This window comes from Providencia alcalifaciens DSM 30120, assembly GCF_000173415.1.
In the GTDB taxonomy this organism is placed as follows: Bacteria; Pseudomonadota; Gammaproteobacteria; order Enterobacterales; family Enterobacteriaceae; genus Providencia; species Providencia alcalifaciens.
The window spans coordinates 264,704-282,955 of the sequence record NZ_ABXW01000004.1 but is presented as its reverse complement, the minus strand read 5'-3'; the positions used below and the strand labels follow the sequence as shown (position 1 = coordinate 282,955).

At 38.2% G+C, this 18,252-nt stretch carries 19 protein-coding genes; 4 read left to right on the top strand and 15 right to left on the bottom strand.

Annotated elements, in window-relative coordinates:
- Nucleotides 1-37: 37 nt before the first annotated feature.
- The 10 genes from PROVALCAL_RS01730 to PROVALCAL_RS01685 form a co-directional block, all read right to left on the bottom strand.
- A complete protein-coding gene (locus PROVALCAL_RS01730; protein WP_006657347.1) occupies nt 38-376 on the bottom strand; it encodes a helix-turn-helix domain-containing protein in 339 nt (112 codons plus the stop codon).
- Between the two features lie 73 nt (nt 377-449).
- Nucleotides 450-1,136: a fimbria/pilus chaperone family protein gene (locus tag PROVALCAL_RS01725; RefSeq protein ID WP_006657346.1), complete on the bottom strand. Its 687-nt coding sequence runs from the start codon at nt 1,134-1,136 to the stop codon at nt 450-452.
- Nucleotides 1,137-1,170: 34 nt separating this feature from the next.
- Nucleotides 1,171-3,585: a fimbria/pilus outer membrane usher protein gene (locus PROVALCAL_RS01720; RefSeq protein WP_006657345.1), complete on the bottom strand. Its 2,415-nt coding sequence runs from the start codon at nt 3,583-3,585 to the stop codon at nt 1,171-1,173.
- A gap of 40 nt (nt 3,586-3,625) precedes the next feature.
- Entirely contained in the window at nt 3,626-4,279 is a 654-nt protein-coding gene (locus PROVALCAL_RS01715; RefSeq protein WP_006657344.1) for a DUF1120 domain-containing protein, read from the bottom strand.
- Between the two features lie 35 nt (nt 4,280-4,314).
- Nucleotides 4,315-4,974 (bottom strand): hypothetical protein, encoded by a 660-nt coding sequence (locus tag PROVALCAL_RS01710; protein ID WP_006657343.1) that lies wholly within the window; start codon nt 4,972-4,974, stop codon nt 4,315-4,317.
- Nucleotides 4,975-5,131: 157 nt separating this feature from the next.
- Nucleotides 5,132-5,659 (bottom strand): fimbrial protein, encoded by a 528-nt coding sequence (locus PROVALCAL_RS01705; protein WP_006657341.1) that lies wholly within the window; start codon nt 5,657-5,659, stop codon nt 5,132-5,134.
- An 870-nt stretch (nt 5,660-6,529) separates the two neighbouring features.
- The gene (locus PROVALCAL_RS01700) at nt 6,530-6,922 is read right to left on the bottom strand and encodes a hypothetical protein (protein ID WP_006657340.1); all 393 of its coding nucleotides are present in this window, start codon (nt 6,920-6,922) and stop codon (nt 6,530-6,532) included.
- Nucleotides 6,919-7,467: a LemA family protein gene (locus PROVALCAL_RS01695; RefSeq protein ID WP_039861400.1), complete on the bottom strand. Its 549-nt coding sequence runs from the start codon at nt 7,465-7,467 to the stop codon at nt 6,919-6,921. The genes PROVALCAL_RS01700 and PROVALCAL_RS01695 overlap by 4 nt, the downstream gene beginning before the upstream one ends.
- Nucleotide 7,468: 1 nt before the next feature.
- Nucleotides 7,469-8,512: a hypothetical protein gene (locus PROVALCAL_RS01690; RefSeq protein ID WP_006657338.1), complete on the bottom strand. Its 1,044-nt coding sequence runs from the start codon at nt 8,510-8,512 to the stop codon at nt 7,469-7,471.
- 15 nt (nt 8,513-8,527) lie between these two features.
- Entirely contained in the window at nt 8,528-9,088 is a 561-nt protein-coding gene (locus tag PROVALCAL_RS01685) for a LemA family protein (protein ID WP_006657337.1), read from the bottom strand.
- A 558-nt stretch (nt 9,089-9,646) separates the two neighbouring features.
- Here PROVALCAL_RS01685 and PROVALCAL_RS01680 point away from each other — a divergent pair.
- From PROVALCAL_RS01680 to PROVALCAL_RS01665, 4 genes are all read left to right on the top strand, one after another.
- Entirely contained in the window at nt 9,647-10,720 is a 1,074-nt protein-coding gene (locus PROVALCAL_RS01680; protein ID WP_006657336.1) for an erythritol/L-threitol dehydrogenase, read from the top strand.
- 186 nt (nt 10,721-10,906) lie between these two features.
- A complete protein-coding gene (locus tag PROVALCAL_RS01675) occupies nt 10,907-11,767 on the top strand; it encodes an ABC transporter substrate-binding protein (protein ID WP_392397799.1) in 861 nt (286 codons plus the stop codon).
- A 174-nt stretch (nt 11,768-11,941) separates the two neighbouring features.
- On the top strand, nt 11,942-13,426 hold the full coding sequence (locus tag PROVALCAL_RS01670) for a sugar ABC transporter ATP-binding protein (RefSeq protein ID WP_006657334.1): 1,485 nt from the start codon (nt 11,942-11,944) through the stop codon (nt 13,424-13,426).
- 10 nt (nt 13,427-13,436) lie between these two features.
- Complete coding sequence (locus tag PROVALCAL_RS01665; RefSeq protein WP_006662711.1) at nt 13,437-14,408, top strand: ABC transporter permease; 972 nt, start codon at nt 13,437-13,439, stop codon at nt 14,406-14,408.
- 55 nt (nt 14,409-14,463) lie between these two features.
- Here the strand turns inward: PROVALCAL_RS01665 and PROVALCAL_RS01660 are convergent, their stop codons facing one another.
- From PROVALCAL_RS01660 to ccmA, 5 genes are all read right to left on the bottom strand, one after another.
- Nucleotides 14,464-15,468, bottom strand: a complete 1,005-nt coding sequence (locus tag PROVALCAL_RS01660; RefSeq protein WP_006657332.1) for a LacI family DNA-binding transcriptional regulator — start codon at nt 15,466-15,468, stop codon at nt 14,464-14,466.
- A gap of 256 nt (nt 15,469-15,724) precedes the next feature.
- Nucleotides 15,725-16,540, bottom strand: a complete 816-nt coding sequence (locus tag PROVALCAL_RS01655) for a sulfite exporter TauE/SafE family protein (RefSeq protein WP_006657331.1) — start codon at nt 16,538-16,540, stop codon at nt 15,725-15,727.
- Nucleotides 16,528-16,899, bottom strand: coding sequence for a thioredoxin family protein (locus PROVALCAL_RS01650; protein ID WP_006662714.1), 372 nt, complete (start codon nt 16,897-16,899; stop codon nt 16,528-16,530). The genes PROVALCAL_RS01655 and PROVALCAL_RS01650 overlap by 13 nt, the downstream gene beginning before the upstream one ends.
- Nucleotides 16,900-16,965: 66 nt before the next feature.
- The gene (ccmB, locus tag PROVALCAL_RS01645; RefSeq protein WP_006657329.1) at nt 16,966-17,631 is read right to left on the bottom strand and encodes a heme exporter protein CcmB; all 666 of its coding nucleotides are present in this window, start codon (nt 17,629-17,631) and stop codon (nt 16,966-16,968) included.
- Nucleotides 17,631-18,248, bottom strand: a complete 618-nt coding sequence (gene ccmA, locus PROVALCAL_RS01640; RefSeq protein WP_006657328.1) for a cytochrome c biogenesis heme-transporting ATPase CcmA — start codon at nt 18,246-18,248, stop codon at nt 17,631-17,633. The genes ccmB and ccmA overlap by 1 nt, the downstream gene beginning before the upstream one ends.
- Nucleotides 18,249-18,252: the final 4 nt, after the last annotated feature.

The following is an 18,252-nucleotide window of genomic DNA, read 5'->3' as shown; positions in this document are numbered from 1 at the left end:
ATTCCTACGTGGCCTATAACAATAGGCTGTCACAAACTTAACTTATTTTTTCGAAATAATTTTTGATATCCTTATGGGTATCATTTAATTTCACATCTGGAAGTTCATCTTGATGATTTTTCAATTGAAATCTTAACTCACTAAAAAAATCACCGAAGTCAAAATCTAAAACAAAAAGAATACTTAATAATGTATCCACCGAGATCCGGCATTTTCCACACTCATACCGTGAATAATGCTGTTGAGAAATACCTAATTGCTTGGCAATCTTTGCACCAGAAAATCCTTTTCTTTTACGAATACACCGAAGTTCCTTGCCTATTATAAATGAGTAAATATTACTTTCCGGTTTACTGTCTTCATCTGCATTTTTCATATTTTAGATATCTCCCTATATTGGAACGAGAGAGCCAACCTATTGACTCTCGATCCATCTGATAGATAAAACATTATTCGTTATGAGTGACTTTGATTGTATCGTCATTTGAATTTTTAAATCCGTAACGGCTTAATGGTGAAATCACTAATTCTTGTGCCTGACTTTTTACATCAATGGTTTTACTTTCATTCGGTCTTAAATAAAACTGGTCAATTGAGTAAGCCTCATGGCTCGGTAATACAGTTACAGACGGGGATAAACGAACAACTTGGTTACCCGTATTCGTTAACGTCAGCTGATTATTTTTTTGGTTAACCGTAATATTTTTCCATGGTGTTTGGCTTAGCAGACCATTAGTCGGTGTAATTAACATTGCCACATCTTGACGAATCGGCATTTTTGCTGAGTTTTGTTTAACCGCCCCCACTCCTTGGAAAGAAACACGTAAGATTTCCTCTTGCTTTAACTCTAACCCTTTCTTTAAAACAAAGTTGATTTGCTGGCTTTCATTTGGCTCAATACGAACAATTGGCGGTGATACCATTACGTCTTTTGCCATAGGCTTCGAACCATCCAGATCAGAAACTTTCGTTGATAATAAAATAGGCACTTTCGATGTATTTTTTACACTAAATACTTTGCGCTCTTCACCAGCATCTAAAATAACGGTCATAGTTTCTAATTGGAAACTTGCTTTAGCAGATACGCTAATTAAACCAATTAAGCCTAAAATTGTTGTATAAATTAACTTTTTCATTTAAACCTCAAACTTGTATTCAATAATAGTAAGATTAATGGCAGATAGCATCTGCCTCTTCATAAAGTGATTCAGCGGAAAATATTTCCGGCACGGTATATTTAATAATGCAATCATCTGAGTTGGGTGAGCGTAAAATAATATCCTCACCAATTTGCTCATTACTTAATAATAGATTCCCTTCTCCCATAATGACGCCCATATAATCACCTTTTTTATTTAGCACACTGGCACCAAAAGGAACGGCATCCCCATTTGCCATTTTAATACTCAGTAATAATTGCCTCATCGTCGTTGCACTAATACGCTTCGTGATGACGGAGCCTCTCGCAGCTGCCACATCAAATGAAGTGGTATCTAAACGCACATTCAATGGCAATTTCTCTGTATTTAATTGCACTGTCGATTTTTGGTTTTTCGGCAGCGATGAAATAGCCACTGTCCCGAAATGATTCGTTATCGTTGTCCCACTTCCCATGGTGTTCACTCTAACCCCCGGTTCATCAGGCACATAAACGATACCAAAAGTGTCTCCTAATGGGACGGAGGACATTGCAAATAACCCATCGGAATACGCCAAGCCACCCGATGCAGAGACGGTAATGGAGCGCGTATTATTCTGAGACATGGAACCACTCAACGAAATATTGCTATACGCATTGGTATTATTAATACTTCCATTAACGACATTAACTTTATCATTACGGCCAGCCCCAACTGAATACCTCAAATTATCACTAACTTGCTGGTTGTAATTCGCCATGACCATGTTTTTATCTTGGTAGTGCTGGCTTTGCATACTGATATTTTTTTTCTTACCTAACGGCATTGATGCATTAATAAAAATGCGGCTATCTTGGTCATCGCCAGTTTGATAATTCACATTCAAAGATACATCTGCAATTTTTCTGCCATAACCAATGGAATAAAATACCGTATCGGATTTATTGCCATAAAAATGGTTATGACTAACGTTAGCGCTAAAACGTCCCCAAGTAACATCTCCCCAACTTGTAAATAACGAGGACGATGTTTGTACTTCACCGCTAAACCATTTATTCGTTTTTTGTTGCTCATCCTGAGCTGGCGACTTTTTTAATAATGAGCTATCTAACATAGGAAACTGATTCGTTCGATATAAAACGGATGCACCTAATGTCATTTTTTCAAATGCGATATTGCTATTGAAATCGATTTGCTCTCCACGTTTTTCATTATTTCGAGCACTTTGTACCCCCATCCCTATAGAAACAGGGGTCACGATATCGAAATAGGAATTCACTCGCCCACTGACTGCCTGGAATGGCTCTGAATAGAGAATTCCTGCGGCATAATTTGATACACCATATTGTTGGCTTATCTCTGCACTATTAATAATTGGCTTATCCGTTTGCTGATCATTTCGGCTACGGTATCGCCCAAGTGAAAATTGATAACTCATTGGTGAAACTGCATTTTGTTGGTTTGCTGTCACCACTTGAAACTGCTGTTTCTCACCATTGTCTTGTATCACAGTGACATCTAACGGTGAGCCAATCACCACATTATTAATCCTGTTTAGCTCAAAAGGTCCTGCTGGTATCATCGTGCGATAGAGCAATCGACCATTTTGCTGTACTTCAACTGTTGAGGGTGTGCTGGCAAACCCGGTCACAGGAACAACTAAAACATTCGTCGCTTGCAAAGAGCTATCCGAATAAATCTGAACACCATCAATCGACGTTCCACCAAAAAATGCACCTTGCGTATTGAGCTGACCAATATCTAACAACGATTTTAAAGACTCGATGCTCTTTGATAACACAGTTTCATTAAACTGATATTGTGAGTCTGAATCGCCAACAGAAATGCTGCTATTATTTCTCAAAACCCAATTTTGCCAATTGATTCCTGTTTCAAATTCGCCTTGGTAAAAACGCTGGTTATAATCACCATTAATATGCATCCCATATAATTGATAATTACTCACCACACCAAATCCACCGTAAGTTAATTCACTACCTTGTAGTTTCTGATCAATATTATCTTCAGAAACCACCATATCGATACGATATGTATTAGGATGTAATGCAATCTTTGCATCTGGGTATATCTGTCCAAAGGTATTGCATCCTTCCTTTAGGTTAATTTTTTTTAATCTCAGTTTACTCATCAATCCATCAGTAAGGCATAGTTCGCCACTTTCATTGATTTCAACATTTGCGGCATATTCATTACTGCCATTTAATTTTATGGTGACATCATGTTGCCCAGGTAAAAACTGATTACCCTTCATAAAAAATTCTGCAACTTCTGCTCCATACCCTAGTGATTTTAAAGAGTCGAGATCAAAATTAATTGACGATGGTACTTCACTCTTTATAGTTTCAGATGCAACGGAATTATTTACATGCAGTACGATAAAAATTAAAAATAGTTGGCAATAAGAAAAATAGTTTTTCTTATACATTATTATTTTTATTTCCAATATAAATTATTAAAAATTAAAGTTATATTCCAAATGAAAATATAATATCTGCACTACCATCTAATTCCATTGCCTCAATAATTGGACCATTTGTCTCTTTAAGGCTATTAAGAATGGGTTTTACCGCTATATTTACGGAGAAGTTTTTCCCACTGGATAATACGTTTTCATTTGTAAACCATGCGTATTGTTTGCTTTTTAATACGGCTTCCCCCTGAGTTCGCTGAATCATTCCAACACCTTCAACGACTCCAATTCCAACAGATTGCCCATCAACTTTAGGCTGATTAAGGATGAGCTGATAGTTACCTAATCGCCCTTGGTTATTCACTTTCCCTAACCCAAAGTAACTTTCATTTCCCATTTGTGACGTATCACTTCGATTATCAGAAAATTGAATAAGTAACTGAGTCGGCGTATTGCAGGAAACTTGCCATGTTTTCGAAATCTCAGGAATTTCAGTCATCTTAATTGGGTCAAACTGGCGGGCATGCAGTTGATTAAACTGATATTGCCCGCCATCAGGGATGACAATTTCACACGTAGGAGGAGATTCAATCTGTTCAAGAATATTCCTACTTTGAAAATTATGCGAATTAGCTGCTTCACTAAAAAACAGGCTACAGTATGTAAATAACAATGTAGCTTTAGCTGCTGGCATAATAAATAAACGCATACATTCCCCAAAAAACACTTCAGATTAAAGCTTAATTAAATACCAAAGTTAAAAGCCAGCACGGCCTCTGCTTGATAATCAACATTGGACGTCAAATCAATACCAGACGCTGTTAATTGGTTGATTGAGCTAATATAAACACTACTAGTTAAAAAATCTGCTGAAAATACTTTTCCAGCTGTCAATTTATTAGCAAATATTGTTGAGCTCTTCGTACCAAAGCCATTCAGTATTTTTTTAGTCATAATGCCATTATTTTCTGTTACACCATCTTTTGCAACAAACGCAGTTTTAGCATCAATAGTGACATCAGAAACAGAAAATACTACAGCACCAATTGATTTATCCGTATGATCCGAATTCACCATAAAAAAATAATTATCGCCGCTTGCAGTAGGCCATGGTGTACTTTGATACGTATCCGTTGCTCGATATGTTAAATACGTCTCTGCATCACACGTAATAGTGACATTCTTTTTCACTGGAGACTGCAATACAGTATATGACGTTTGACTTAAATACCTTGGTGATGTTTTTACTAATTCAAAAATAATATCTGATTGCTCATGACCATTAATTAAACAAGTTGGCATTTTAACAACACCAGATACTTTTATATTTGCAGATGTACCTGCAAATACAGCTGGAGACATTAATATTGTCGATAATATTAATGTCGTTACTTTTTTCATCATAAAGCGATCCCATAATGAATAGATATAGTGCTATATCCATTCATCCTAATAACGAATTTACAGTGAGAAAGCGAAAGCTAATGTTGCATAGCCATCTAAATTAGCATCACCTGAACTGGTTTTCAGCTCAGAACTCAGCGTTGGTCTTACATCAAGGTCAGCAGAAAAAATTTGCCCTGCTCTCAATGTACTTGCTGCTGTTGCCCACGCCAATTTTTTTAGTTTTATCAACAGATAATGATGTTGCATATGATGTTCCATTCGATACACCAACAGTTTGAGCCGCGCTTGAAGCATCTTGTTTCACTGTCGCATTTTTCATTGTAATTGTATAAAAACCCACTTTTTTATCCGTATCAAACAGACCTAAACCGAAGTTATATACGCCAGCGGTTAATACAGAACTCGCACGGTTATCCGTTGAAGAGAATGTTAAATAGGTCGAGGCGTCACAAACAACTTCGATATTATTTGTTTTTGCATCTAATAATAAGTTACCTGATACAGGGAACATACCAGGGGACACATCAAATACATATTCTAAGTCAACTTCATTTTGACCTTTAATAGTACACGTTGGTGGCGTAATTGATCCTGTTACTTTTAAATTTGCAACGGGAGCTGCAGCTAATGTAGCACCAGAGAAAGTAATTAAAGATAATGCAATTATGGTTTTCTTAAACATGAAATAAATCCTATAAAATAAAAATAATATTTAAACAAATAAAACCCCTCCTCTTAGAATTTTAAAAAATTAAAATTCCAACAGGAAAATGTTAGATATTTAGTTGGCTTTATTTATTTTTAAAATCGATTTAATGCTAATAAATTCCATCAGCTCAATTAATTCGATGGACTCATTATAAGCATATATTTTCAGGATTTAAATTGGTCAAAATAAGGTAAAATATTTAAATTCACTTTATTACAAAGTATTTCATTATGTTTCATTATAGAAAACAAACAAGTAAGCCTTACAGATCATTTTTAGACTGTCGATCAAGTATATATAAACCTAGAATAGTCATAAAAAGAATACAAATACAGTTTTATATGCTAAATATTCTTTTAATTTGTTTTGATCTATAAAAAAACACAATTTAACACACATACAGAGTAAAAAAAGAAGATAGTAAACAGATAAGAAAAAGCAAAAAAAATTTTATACCCATAAAAATCAATTGGTTAAAAATTAATTCCTCAAAAAACGATTCACACCTATTAACAGTAAACTGAAGAAACTTTACAAACCAATTAAATTCATACGAAACTATACCCAAGTTGTTACACCAATGAAGAGTAATATTCGTTAATCAAACTATATTATCCCTTAAAAATCCCTATTTGGATAATCTTAATTTGAATACTCCCTAATTATATATACTAGCTTATTCCAATAACTGTTTTTTAAGCGGTGAATTATAGCCCTATTCTTATATAAGCGGAAAATTTATTTCTTGATCTGTCCTAAAAAACAGTCATATATAATGCCGAAAATAGTGAAAAAATACGTTTTTTCCATTTACTCCTCTAAAAAATCTAATACAACGTCCTACTATTTCTTCCGTTTCTTTCTCGCAGCCACTGTTTGTTTCTTTTTTTCCACTCGATTTGATGTCCATATATCCACGTAATCCATATTCATGAGGAAAAATGTCACGCAGCTTCCCAGCACGACCATCCAAATGAGTATCGCTTTTGGAATATCTCCCAAACGGAATATTAACAACAATGGGATCAACACAATCATGCTCACAAACATAGAGCTCATCATTCCCAATACGATAGGCGCGATAAATTTTTTCAATCCAATGGCTTTCATTCCCAACGTAACCACAATACAAGCGGGGATCATACCAAACGTGGCAAACATCACGATTAGCCCTGCCTCACCTTTATCCAGCAGCCAATCGGTAAAACCAAACCATGAAAAAGGAATCGTCATCATGACAATGTCTCTCGCCCCCGTTGACCATACAGCAATGGAATATCATTGAAGCGAAACAAAATAGTAAAAATCAGATTTGGAAACAGTCGGATATTCGTGTTGTATAAGGTCACGGTCTGATTAAAGAATTCACGACGATCCGCAATTTGATCTTCAATACCTTTTGCTGAAGCTTGCAATGCCAACAAAGCCTGTTGACTTATTAATTTAGGGTACTTTTCTGCTAGTAAAAAAACCGGTTTTAAGTGTGAGTGAAATTGATTCGCTGAATCCACTTTCATGTCGAGCTGCTTCGTCGATAGATAATGTTCACGGCTTCGCAGCAATTCGCTTATCAATTGTTTTTCGTGAGCCATCGCGCCTTCGGCTATCACGGTTAATTGCGGCATTAGGTCTGCTTGTTTTTTCAAAAGCACATCTATATTAGCGAAGGCTTTCTCACAATTATTTTTTAAGAAAATAATGTTGTTGTAGATCCCCACTATATAGCGAACCAAAATGGTCCCCATGACAACAGCAAAGATCCAAAAAATAATGTTATTCATATCATTCACTGTCAGATAACGAAATGTGGTTAAAATAAAGTGTTAAATATCCATCTTGATAACGCATAGGCGTCATTAATATTAAGGCAATCAGAATAGCTGCAATCATTACTGTAACGCCTAAGTTTCTACGCATTGGCGCAGACTTATTCCAACGCGTGACATAATCTGATGGTGAAACGCCTAATAGCATATGCGGTGCTTTACGGGTAATCACTACTTTGCCATTTTCGCTGTCCGCAGAACCAATCAATAAATAACTCATTCCACTTTCAAGTAAATACTCTTTATAGCGACGACTACCACTTTCATAATCCATATGTGGCGTTAATCCCGTGTGAATAAAATAATCATTATCACAAATCACCTTGACCGATCCCGTATCATCCGTAATGGTGAAATTATGCAGCCGAGTTTTACTGTCTTGAAGGGTATAGCTTTTTTTACCGTCTTTATCTTTTGAAATAGAATATTCGTAATAGAAAGAGCCATAACAGCTGCGATTACCCAACTGGCTTTTGATTTCTGCACCTGATGTGATTTTTCCTTCCACTTCGACCAAACCCATCGCAATTGAGCGGATTTTTGAAGTGGCAAGATTCTTTTGAAACTTGAGAAATCGTTTTTCGGGGGTATTTTCAATAATGCCGAACACAAATGCTAAGACAAAGGCCACAAAAAAGACGCGAATATCAATAAAAAAACCTACGCCTAAACAAAGTGCTAATGCGCTACCTATCAGCGTCTTTAATAATGCTGCAAATTTTGAAGACCCTTCGTTTTGCAGACGCTGATAGCGAGTATAAGCACTTTTCGTTACCCCTACGGCAATACGGCTCACGACAAAAGCGACGCCGACAGATGCCCCGTAGAAAAAGTAGGATTCGTATGAACTGGGTTGTGGTGAAAGGGTTACCCATGCTCCAAATAGAACAGCGAAAAAGGGAACCGCTCCCCAATTTAATTTACGCTTTTTTGAATATGTGCGATCTAAATAAAAAAGAATGCCGCCTAATACAGCGCCGAGAACATAGTAGATATTCACCAATAATACCTTTAATTATGATTTGAATTGAATACCGTCATATTTCTTTTCAGACTCGGAAATTTCCAATAAAGGCAGCGTAGCAAAACCGAAAATATTAGCAAAAATACTGTCAGGGAACATTTGGATCGCCGTGTTGTATTCTGTCGTCGCATCATTAAAACCTTCTCGGCGCTGAGCAATTTTATCTTCTACTTCGCTTAATGCGATTTGTAATTGCGTAAATTGTTCACCAGAGATTAACGTTGGGTAATTTTCCGCAATGGCAACAAGACTTTTTAAAGCTTTATCCATTTCATTCGACGCGGCGATTTTTTCATTCACATTTCTCGCATTAAAGTAATTTTGGCGGGCATTACTTAATGAGGTAAAGAGCGCAGTTTCATGCTCCATTGATTTTTCGACAACGGTCACTAATTGCGGAATTTGGTCAGCTCGTTGCTTTAGAATCACATCAATATTGGCAAACTGATTGCTCACTTGATTCCGCGTACTCACCAAGCGGTTGTAAATGGAAATTCCCCATCCAGCTAAAATAATAAGTAAAATTAGAAGAACAATCATCGTCGTTGCCATTTCTGAGCCTTTTAATTAAGCAAAGTCATTAATATTGAGATATTTAATTTAAGTTATCGATAACATGCTTTTTATTCAATCAGAAAAATAGCAAAGAAAAGGATAATCAGGAATTTATCACACATTTCGAATCGATCATGATCACAGTAACCTGAGAAAACCAATTCAATTTTCAATGTAAAGTGTTAGCTGAAATGTTTTTTCAAAGATTCTTCTCTTCTGAAAATAATGAAACTAATTATACTCTTTCGACAATCATCGCATCCACCATAGTTTGCATTTCATCTGACAAGCTAACCCACAAAAACAAAAGAGTTATTAAATAAAAAATAAGATTTGAATCACAATTATCACTTTTTTATTTAGCATCTCTCAAAAATGACGACGTCGTCATATTAAAAATTAAATAATTTATTTATAACAATAGAGCATCACACTTCTCACACTATTATTATTTTTAGCCGTCAAACTTTACAAAGAGAACGGTTTAGATACAAAAGCGACGGTCAATGTTGACGTCAACATTATAGCCAACATCCAGAATGAGGTTATTAGAATATGAGTACCCTACCTGAAAAAATGAAAGCGGTTGTGTGTCATGGTCCCCATGATTATCGTTTTGAAGCCATTAAAAGACCAACACCAGGGTTTCGTGAAGTCGTCATCAAAGTTGATGGATGCGGTATCTGTGCAGGTGACTGTAAAGCCAATGATGGCGCTCAAATGTTCTGGGGTGAAAACCCATGGATCAAAGCACCTGTCGTACCCGGTCACGAATTTTACGGTCGCGTTGCGGAACTGGGCGAAGGGTCCGCTGAAAAATATAAATTGAAAATTGGCGACCGTATCTTAGCGGAACAAATTGTCCCTTGCTGGGAATGCCGTTTCTGCAAGTCAGGCAAATATTGGATGTGTGAAACCCATGACATTTATGGCTTTCAAAAAGAAGTCGCAGATGGCGGAATGGCTGAATATATGCGTTTCTCTGAGCGTGCAATTATTCATAAAATTCCAGATGAATTATCGGATAAAGACGCGGCATTAATCGAACCAATGGCTTGTGCTATCCATACTGTTCGCCGTGGTGATATTGATTTAAATGACGTGGTTGTCATCGCCGGTGCGGGTCCATTAGGTCTGTGCATGATCCAAGTTGCAAAACTGAAAACGCCGAAAAAATTAGTCGTGATTGATGCTATCGATGAGCGCCTTGAATTAGCGAAGAAATTTGGTGCGGATGTTGTTATCAACCCACTGAAAGAAGATGCTATCAAACTGGTTAAGGAGATGACCGAAGGTTATGGTTGCGATGTGTATATCGAAGCCACTGGCGCGCCTATCGGTGTGACTCAAGGGTTAGAAATGATCCGTAAACTGGGTCGCTTCGTCGAGTTCAGCGTTTTCGGTAAAGAAACGACGGTTGACTGGTCCATTATCGGTGACCGCAAAGAGTTAGATATCCGAGGCGCACACTTAGGTCCGTACAGCTATGAGGTTGCTATCGACCTGTTCAGCCGAGGGCTGGTATGTGCTGACGATATCGTTACCCACTTCTACTCAATCGATGATTGGGAAGAGGCGTTTGTTATGGCGAAATCAGCCGACTCCATCAAAGTCGTCATCAAGCCATAATGCTGTTGTCGTTCAATGATTGTGTCGTACATGAAGTGAAAATGTAATATCAGCATAATTAAAGTAAGTCATTAATAATCATAAATATTAACAGTACCCTATAACACTAAAGACTCTTTAGGAGAACATCTTATGTTGAGTAAATTTAAAAAGTTAGCTGTTGCAGCAAGCGTTTTAACACTGGGCATGGCTTTTAACGCGACAGCAAAACCTGTTTCTGTCGGAATGTCGTTCCAAGAACTGAATAACGAATATTTCGTGACAATGAAAGAGGCTTTAGAAAGTGCAACTGGTGAAATGGGTGCACAGCTGTATATTGCTGATGCGGCTCACGATGTCTCAAAACAGACTAGCGACATCGAAGATATGCTACAGAAGAAAATCGATATTCTGCTGATCAACCCTGCGGATAGCGTAGGTGCAGAAACAGCCGTATTAGCCGCAAAAAAAGCCGGTGTTGTGGTTATTGCTATTGATGCGCAAGCTAATGGTCCCATCGATTCATTCGTCGGCTCTAAAAACTATGAAGCGGGTTTAATGGCCGGTAAACGTCTGGGTGAGTCATTGGGCGGTAAAGGTCAAGTTGCAATCCTTGATGGTATTCCTGTTGTTCCAATCCTTGAGCGTGTTCGTGGTTTTGAAGCTGCCATGAAAGAGTATCCAAACATCAAAATTGTGACCAAATTAAACGGTAAACAAGAGCGTGATACTGCGATGAACGTCACTGAAAACATGCTGCAAGCTAACCCTGGCTTAAACGGTATTTTCAGCGTTAACGATGTCGGCTCTTTAGGTGCATTAGCCGCTATTGAATCTTCAGGTCGTGATGTGAAGCTAGTCAGTGTTGATGGTTCGCCTGAAGCCGTTGCTGAAATTGCAAAAGGTAATTCACCATTTATCGCAACCTCTGCACAGTTCCCGCGTGACCAAGTACGTATCGGTTTGGCGATGGGCTTAGCAAAACATTGGGGTGCTAACGTACCGAAAGAAGTTCCTCTCGATGTGAAATTAATCGACAAAACTAATGCCAAAGATTTCCATTGGTAATCAGCAATTAATAAAGTAAATAAGTAAGTCGAACTCGGTATTGCGTCTGTGGATTATATCCCTGGCGCAATCCTCTTAATAAAAATGAATGACACGATGTTTATTGGAACGTTTTTATCTTTCCAACTCGCTTTGTTACCCATTTTTAAGCGGTAAGAAAATAAGGGAAGCAACATGATGCAATTGTTAGCATTAAAAGATGTCAGTAAAACTTTCCCTGGGGTTAAGGCGCTAGATAATATTAATCTCTCTTTGGAAAAAGGAGAGGTACACGCACTGCTAGGTGAAAATGGTGCGGGTAAATCAACGCTAATGAAAGTGCTGTGTGGAATTCATAAACCAGATAGCGGGAAAATACTTATCGAAGGCGAAGAGCACATCTTCCATAATTATCGTGATGCTATCAAAGCAGGCGTCGGTATTATTTTCCAAGAGTTTTCATTAATCCCTTATTTAAATGCTTTTGAAAATATCTTTTTAAACCGGGAAATTAAAAATAAATTTGGCTTATTAGATAGAAAGCTGATGCGTAAAAAGGCGCAGATCCTCCTATCTGAATTAGGCGTTAATATTGATATTGATGAACCTATTAGCCATTTAAGTATCGCTGAGCAGCAATTCGTGGAAATTGCTAAAGCGCTATCTTTAGACGCCAAGATTCTGGTGTTAGATGAACCCACCGCGACATTAACGCCAAAAGAGGCAAATCACCTCTTTGATGTCATGCGCGACTTAAAAGCCAAAGGTGTCGGCATGTTCTTTATCTCTCACCATTTGGAAGAGATTTATGAAATTTGTGACACGATTAGTGTACTGCGAGATGGCCAATACATCGGTTCACGTAAAGTGGATGAAACTGACCTTGATGTGATCATCGAGATGATGGTGGGTCGTGAAGTTGAGAATATCTACCCGCCAAAACGTCATTTTGAAGGACAAGAGCTCATTCTTGATGCCCATATTCAGCGGTTTGCCACTAGCCCAACCAACCGAATTCAACTCAAAAAAGGCGAGATCCTTGGTCTTGCGGGCTTAGTCGGTTCTGGGCGAACTGAAAATATCCTTGCCATGATGGGAGCCGATAAAGCTTACAAGAAAAAAGTGATTTTGGACGGTCAAGACGTAAAAGTGAAATCAGCGGCGCAAGCGCTACAGTTAGGGATTGGGCTGTTACCTGAAAGTCGTAAAACCCAAGGATTAGTTTTGCCATTTTCGGTGAAAGAGAATATCTGGCTAAATAACCACGCCCAAAAATTGTTCTTAATTCAAAATAAAAAAGAGCATTTGTTATCGCTTGATTTGATTTCTCAAGTCAAAGTTAAAACACCCGAAGCGGATACCGCGGTTTCAACCTTAAGTGGGGGAAATCAGCAAAAAGTGGTTATTGCGCGCTGGCTCAATAAACAAGCCAAAATTCTTATTTTCGATGAGCCTACGCGAGGTATCGATGTTGGGGCAAAATCAGAAATCTACCAGTTAATGCGTTCACTCACTGAAAAAGGTATCTCAATTATTATGATCTCCTCAGAATTGCCTGAAGTGATTGGCGTGAGTGACCGAGTTTTGGTTTTTCGAGATGGTGAAGTTGCTGCTGAATTAAGTGGGGATGATATTAACTCAACCCAAATTATGTTACATGCGGCCGGCAATATTATATAGGATCATGACTATGTCTAATCAAAGTACAATTCCACTGGCGAAGAATAAACTTAATTTTGCCAGATTAACCAAAATACCGGCATTTTTACCTCTCGTTGGGTTAATTATCTTATTTGCTTGTATGTCCATTTTTAATGAGCATTTTTTAACGGTAAATAACTTATCCACGATTGCTCGCCAAGTTTCCATTAACGCAATTATTGCTATCGGGATGACATTTGCCATTTTAACGGGAGGGATCGACCTTTCTGTTGGCGCGGTGATGGCACTATCCGGCACATTAATGGCGGGATTAATGAAATACTATGGCATGGATCCTTCCCTTGCCATTACTCTGGGTTTGCTATCAGGTATCGCGTTTGGCTTTGTTAATGGAATTTTAACCGCTTACGGTAAAATGCCACCCATCATTGTCACCTTAGGTGCGATGATTATCGCAAAAGGCTTGGCGCTCATTTATACCGGTGGTTACCCGATTTCAGGCTTGCCACAAGAGTTTGCGTTTTGGGGACGTGAAGAGTTAATGGGAATTCAAGTGCCTATCCTATTAATGCTGGGTTTGTATCTGATTTTCTATGTCGTTCTCAACCACATTCCATTTGGTCGCTATATTTATGCCATCGGCGGTAATGAAGAAGCCGCGCGTTTAAGTGGTATTCGTGTTGAACGTTACAAAATGCTGGTGTATGTCATCAGCGGCTTTACCGCTGCATTCGCAGGATTAATTTTTACTTCTCGAGTAATGAGCGGTCAACCTAACGCCGGTGTCGGTTTTGAACTTGATGCGATTGCTGCTGTGGTTTTAGGCGGTGCATCTATCGCCGGTGGTCGCGGGATGATTATTGGGACACTTATCGGAGCAATGATTTTAGGTGTACTTAATAATGGCTTGAACTTATTGGGTATATCTCCATACGTTCAATATATTGTGAAAGGTTTAATTATCTGGGGTGCCACCTTAATTAGCTCAATGAAACGTTAAGTTTATATTTAGCGATAAATAGAAATAAGGATTTCATGATGAAATCCTTATTTTTTTAATCGTAAGTCACTAATTTCCCATTGACAAAGATTTGCTTAGAACCCGTTTCTTTAGTGGAGCCACCTTCTATCTCTGCAAACAATAATTCAGCTGTTCGTTTACCTAAATAAACTGAGTCATGGTGAACGCCTGAAATCGATAAATGATAAGTATCAGCATAAGGCGGTAAATCTACCGAAAAATAACGACAAGATAATCCGAGCTCAGAAATAATCTTATACATTCCCGCTGTAATAATCCCGTTTAGTCCCACAACATACATATTTGGTGTATAGAGTTCTTTGAATTTTTCTCTTAAATACTCTTCATCTTTTTTGCTAAAAATATAGCTACTGTACAAAACATGAATATTTTTATGATGCGTAAATTGATCATAAATACCCGCGAGACGGGAAAGACTAATTTCAGAATGTTCAGGACCTGAAATAATTAACGTATTTTCACTGCGTTGTTCGTTTAGATATTTTCCTGTTAGTGCCCCAATTTCAAAATTCTTCAAAAATAGCCCAGGATAATTTCTTCCATAAATAGAGCGGTCAACAAAGACTAATGGGACTTGATGCTGATCGATCAACGACAAATAACTTGGTTGGTACGCTTTATCATCACGAACAGGCGAAAGCAAAATGCCGCTGGCTTTATAGCTCACTAAGGTTTCAATCGCGGTTTGCTCCGCTTTTTCATCACTATCAGTATCAAAAATCATGACCTGATAGCCTTTTTCTTTCGCTAAGCGCGACACCGTCTGGATTAAAACCACATAGAAGGGGTTAAACGTGCTGTCTGTCACAACACCAATAATTCGGCTATTTTTATTCTTTAAGTTACGCGCAAATACATTGGGAACGTAATTTAACTCTTGTGCGATCGCGAGTATTTTTTCCCGTGTTTCTTTTTTTACCAATTCAGGATGGTTAAAAGCACGAGATACGGTAATATCAGTCACGTTAGCGCGCTTAGCGATATCAATGATGGTTGTTGAACTATCTTGTTTAGTCATAATTATGCTAATCAACCTGTAATGATTATTGTATTTGGTAGGGTATAGCGTGTTTTTTGATGTCGCGGCTGAATAAGAATTGCGATTAATCCATTATACCTATTTATCATTGAAGATAAATCAGTTTTCTTTCTTATGCATCAAGCCAATCGCATCTTCTGCTTAATATTCTTAATTTTAAATTCTACCAACACAACATTAAAAAAATAAAATATTCGATTAGCGCACTAATCACATGATGATTAAAATAGAAATATTATATTAACAAACTGGGAATACCATCATTGAGAATAAAAACAAACACAGAAAATAATAAATAAATAGAAACTGAAACCACTAATAGAGAAAATATAAATTGCACAATATTAACAGGAATATAGCCAATCAAAACCCGACCAATAATCAGTCCCAAAACACAGGCTGAAATAAAGGTAATACTAACCTCTAATGGGTACTCAAACCCATTGAATATATTAATTGAAATACTAATACTGCCGATTAAAAATATCACCATTAACGAAGTAGCAATAATGCTTTTAAGATTTAAATTAGTGAATTTTCTCATGGCAGGCACAATAATAAATCCGCCCCCGACACCTAATAAGCCCGTCAGCAATCCTGCAACCAAACCTATTCCACCCAGTATAGATGCCGTTTGTATATTCCAAATAAATTTTCCAGTTTGCTGATTGATTTTGCAGGGTGCATCATCAATATCGATAACCTTATTAAAAACAATTCGATATGCAACAATAAACATCACAATGCTAAAGGCAAAAACCAGCCATTGTGGTGAAATAATTTGAGCTAAATAAATGCCATATTTAGCCGCTGGTATGCTAATCAATGCAATCCATATGGCAGCTTTATAACGAATATGCTGCTGAATCAGCCCTTGAATAACACCAACAAATGCAGCTAACGTTATCGCTAATAAGCCTACAGGAGCTGCCTGCGCTACATCCCAGCCTTGAGAGGTCATTAAAGCGGGGACCGCCAAAATACCCCCACCAGCCCCCGTTAATCCTAATAGGCAGCCAATAACTAATCCTTCAAAGATTAATGTGAACATAACAGCTTATTTTCTATTTTCGCAATCAGTGAAGAAAGTTGATATTCCCCGGCTATCAAATCCACCAAACGAGCATCATGAAAAAGCGCAATAGAAGGAACAGATTTAATTCCGTATTGAGGGGCTATTGTCGGAGATTGGGCGATATCCACTATTCCAAAATGTACACTCCCACCAAAATGCGAGCCGCCATTATCAGAAAAGTAGTCTGCTAATTGTAAATAGATAGGCTTCATTGTTTGACAAGGCTGGCACCAAGACGCAGAAAAATAAATTAATGCCCATTGCCCACTCGATTGCATTGGGTCAGATAACAATCGGCTAAAGTTCTCACTACTGATCAGGGGAACCGCGGACATGATAATTTTCCTTTTGCCAGATAGAATACGCTTTGACTATATCAGCTAAATTAACAAGGTTCTTCCCTAACTATTACTCACGTTAATCTTTAGCGCCGCCGCAATCGCCAGTGGAGAGAACGTAATACTTGCCGCAAACAATGCCCCTAGAATGGCAAAATAGCCTCCAAGCTGCATATTAAAACTGTGTGCTTCCATTGTCCCTGTGGCGTAAATCAGAACCGGAATATACAACGGTAATACTAATAAGCTGACCAGAACGCCGCCTTTCTTCAGTGATACCGTCAACGCAGCGCCAATCGCCCCAATGAAACTTAATACTGGCGTACCCAATAATAACGTACCCGCTAGCACTAGCAATGTTTCGCTATTAATCGATAACATGACCGCCGCCACAGGAGAAAGCAGTACCAACGGTAATCCCGTGACTAACCAGTGGGAGATCACCTTAGCTAACACAGTCATAAACAGTGGGTGAGGCGCTAATAGCAATTGCTCGAGAGAGCCATCCAAATAGTCATCTTTAAATAAGCGTTCTAACGAAAGCAGTGATGATAAAATTGCCGCAACCCAGAAAATCCCGACGGAAATCCGCGCCAACAATTGAGGCTCAGGTCCGATACTCAACGGGAATAACGTAATGACAATCAAAAAAAACCACAGTGGGTTGACGAGTTCAGAGAAACTGCGAAACGCAATTTTGAGCTCTCTTTTTATTAATAACCAAAACATCACTCATACCCGCCTGTCAGTTTTAACGTACCAAAATGCCCTGTCATCGCTTGGTGCGACGTAAACAAAATCATACCGCCTTGCTGGGCATGTTGATGAAAACGCTCAGTTAAACGATTAACACCTGCTACATCAATAGCCGTAAATGGTTCATCTAAAATCCACAACGGCGCTTCACTTAGCCATAGGCGAGCAAGATTGACCCGACGCTGCTGTCCTGCCGAAAGCTGCCCCACCGGAATATCTTCATATCCCATCAAAGAGACCTCTTCTAATGCAGACCAGATTTTGTCCCCTTCTGGCTCATGGTGGTACATTTGATAATAAAATTTCAGATTTTCATAAGGTGTCAGCAATGATTTTACGGCGGGTTTATGCCCCAGATACAATAGATGACGAGTAAACTCTTCCTTTAGTTTTTCAATCGATTGTTGCTGCCATAGAATCGTTCCTTCGTCTGGCTTTAATAACCCAGCCATCATGCGTAACAGGGTCGTTTTCCCTGCCCCATTCGGACCTTCCACCTGCAAAATTTGACTCGGTAAAACGGATAAATCCAGTTGCCGGAATAACGTTCTATTTTGTCGGTGGCAGGTAATTTTATCCGCACTTAACATGGGG

Excerpts from the sequence above, each read along its gene's own strand:
- PROVALCAL_RS01730 (WP_006657347.1), bottom strand. The coding sequence starts at position 376 with ATGAAAAATGCAGATGAAGACAGTAAACCGGAAAGTAATATTTACTCA.
- PROVALCAL_RS01725 (WP_006657346.1), bottom strand. The coding sequence starts at position 1,136 with ATGAAAAAGTTAATTTATACAACAATTTTAGGCTTAATTGGTTTAATT.
- PROVALCAL_RS01720 (WP_006657345.1), bottom strand. The coding sequence starts at position 3,585 with ATGTATAAGAAAAACTATTTTTCTTATTGCCAACTATTTTTAATTTTT.
- PROVALCAL_RS01715 (WP_006657344.1), bottom strand. The coding sequence starts at position 4,279 with ATGCGTTTATTTATTATGCCAGCAGCTAAAGCTACATTGTTATTTACA.
- PROVALCAL_RS01710 (WP_006657343.1), bottom strand. The coding sequence starts at position 4,974 with ATGATGAAAAAAGTAACGACATTAATATTATCGACAATATTAATGTCT.
- PROVALCAL_RS01705 (WP_006657341.1), bottom strand. The coding sequence starts at position 5,659 with ATGTTTAAGAAAACCATAATTGCATTATCTTTAATTACTTTCTCTGGT.
- PROVALCAL_RS01700 (WP_006657340.1), bottom strand. The coding sequence starts at position 6,922 with ATGATGACGATTCCTTTTTCATGGTTTGGTTTTACCGATTGGCTGCTG.
- PROVALCAL_RS01695 (WP_039861400.1), bottom strand. The coding sequence starts at position 7,467 with ATGAATAACATTATTTTTTGGATCTTTGCTGTTGTCATGGGGACCATT.
- PROVALCAL_RS01685 (WP_006657337.1), bottom strand. The coding sequence starts at position 9,088 with ATGGCAACGACGATGATTGTTCTTCTAATTTTACTTATTATTTTAGCT.
- PROVALCAL_RS01680 (WP_006657336.1), top strand. The coding sequence starts at position 9,647 with ATGAGTACCCTACCTGAAAAAATGAAAGCGGTTGTGTGTCATGGTCCC.
- PROVALCAL_RS01675 (WP_392397799.1), top strand. The coding sequence starts at position 10,907 with ATGGCTTTTAACGCGACAGCAAAACCTGTTTCTGTCGGAATGTCGTTC.
- PROVALCAL_RS01670 (WP_006657334.1), top strand. The coding sequence starts at position 11,942 with ATGATGCAATTGTTAGCATTAAAAGATGTCAGTAAAACTTTCCCTGGG.
- PROVALCAL_RS01665 (WP_006662711.1), top strand. The coding sequence starts at position 13,437 with ATGTCTAATCAAAGTACAATTCCACTGGCGAAGAATAAACTTAATTTT.
- PROVALCAL_RS01660 (WP_006657332.1), bottom strand. The coding sequence starts at position 15,468 with ATGACTAAACAAGATAGTTCAACAACCATCATTGATATCGCTAAGCGC.
- PROVALCAL_RS01655 (WP_006657331.1), bottom strand. The coding sequence starts at position 16,540 with ATGTTCACATTAATCTTTGAAGGATTAGTTATTGGCTGCCTATTAGGA.
- PROVALCAL_RS01650 (WP_006662714.1), bottom strand. The coding sequence starts at position 16,899 with ATGTCCGCGGTTCCCCTGATCAGTAGTGAGAACTTTAGCCGATTGTTA.
- ccmB (WP_006657329.1), bottom strand. The coding sequence starts at position 17,631 with ATGTTTTGGTTATTAATAAAAAGAGAGCTCAAAATTGCGTTTCGCAGT.
- ccmA (WP_006657328.1), bottom strand. The coding sequence starts at position 18,248 with ATGTTAAGTGCGGATAAAATTACCTGCCACCGACAAAATAGAACGTTA.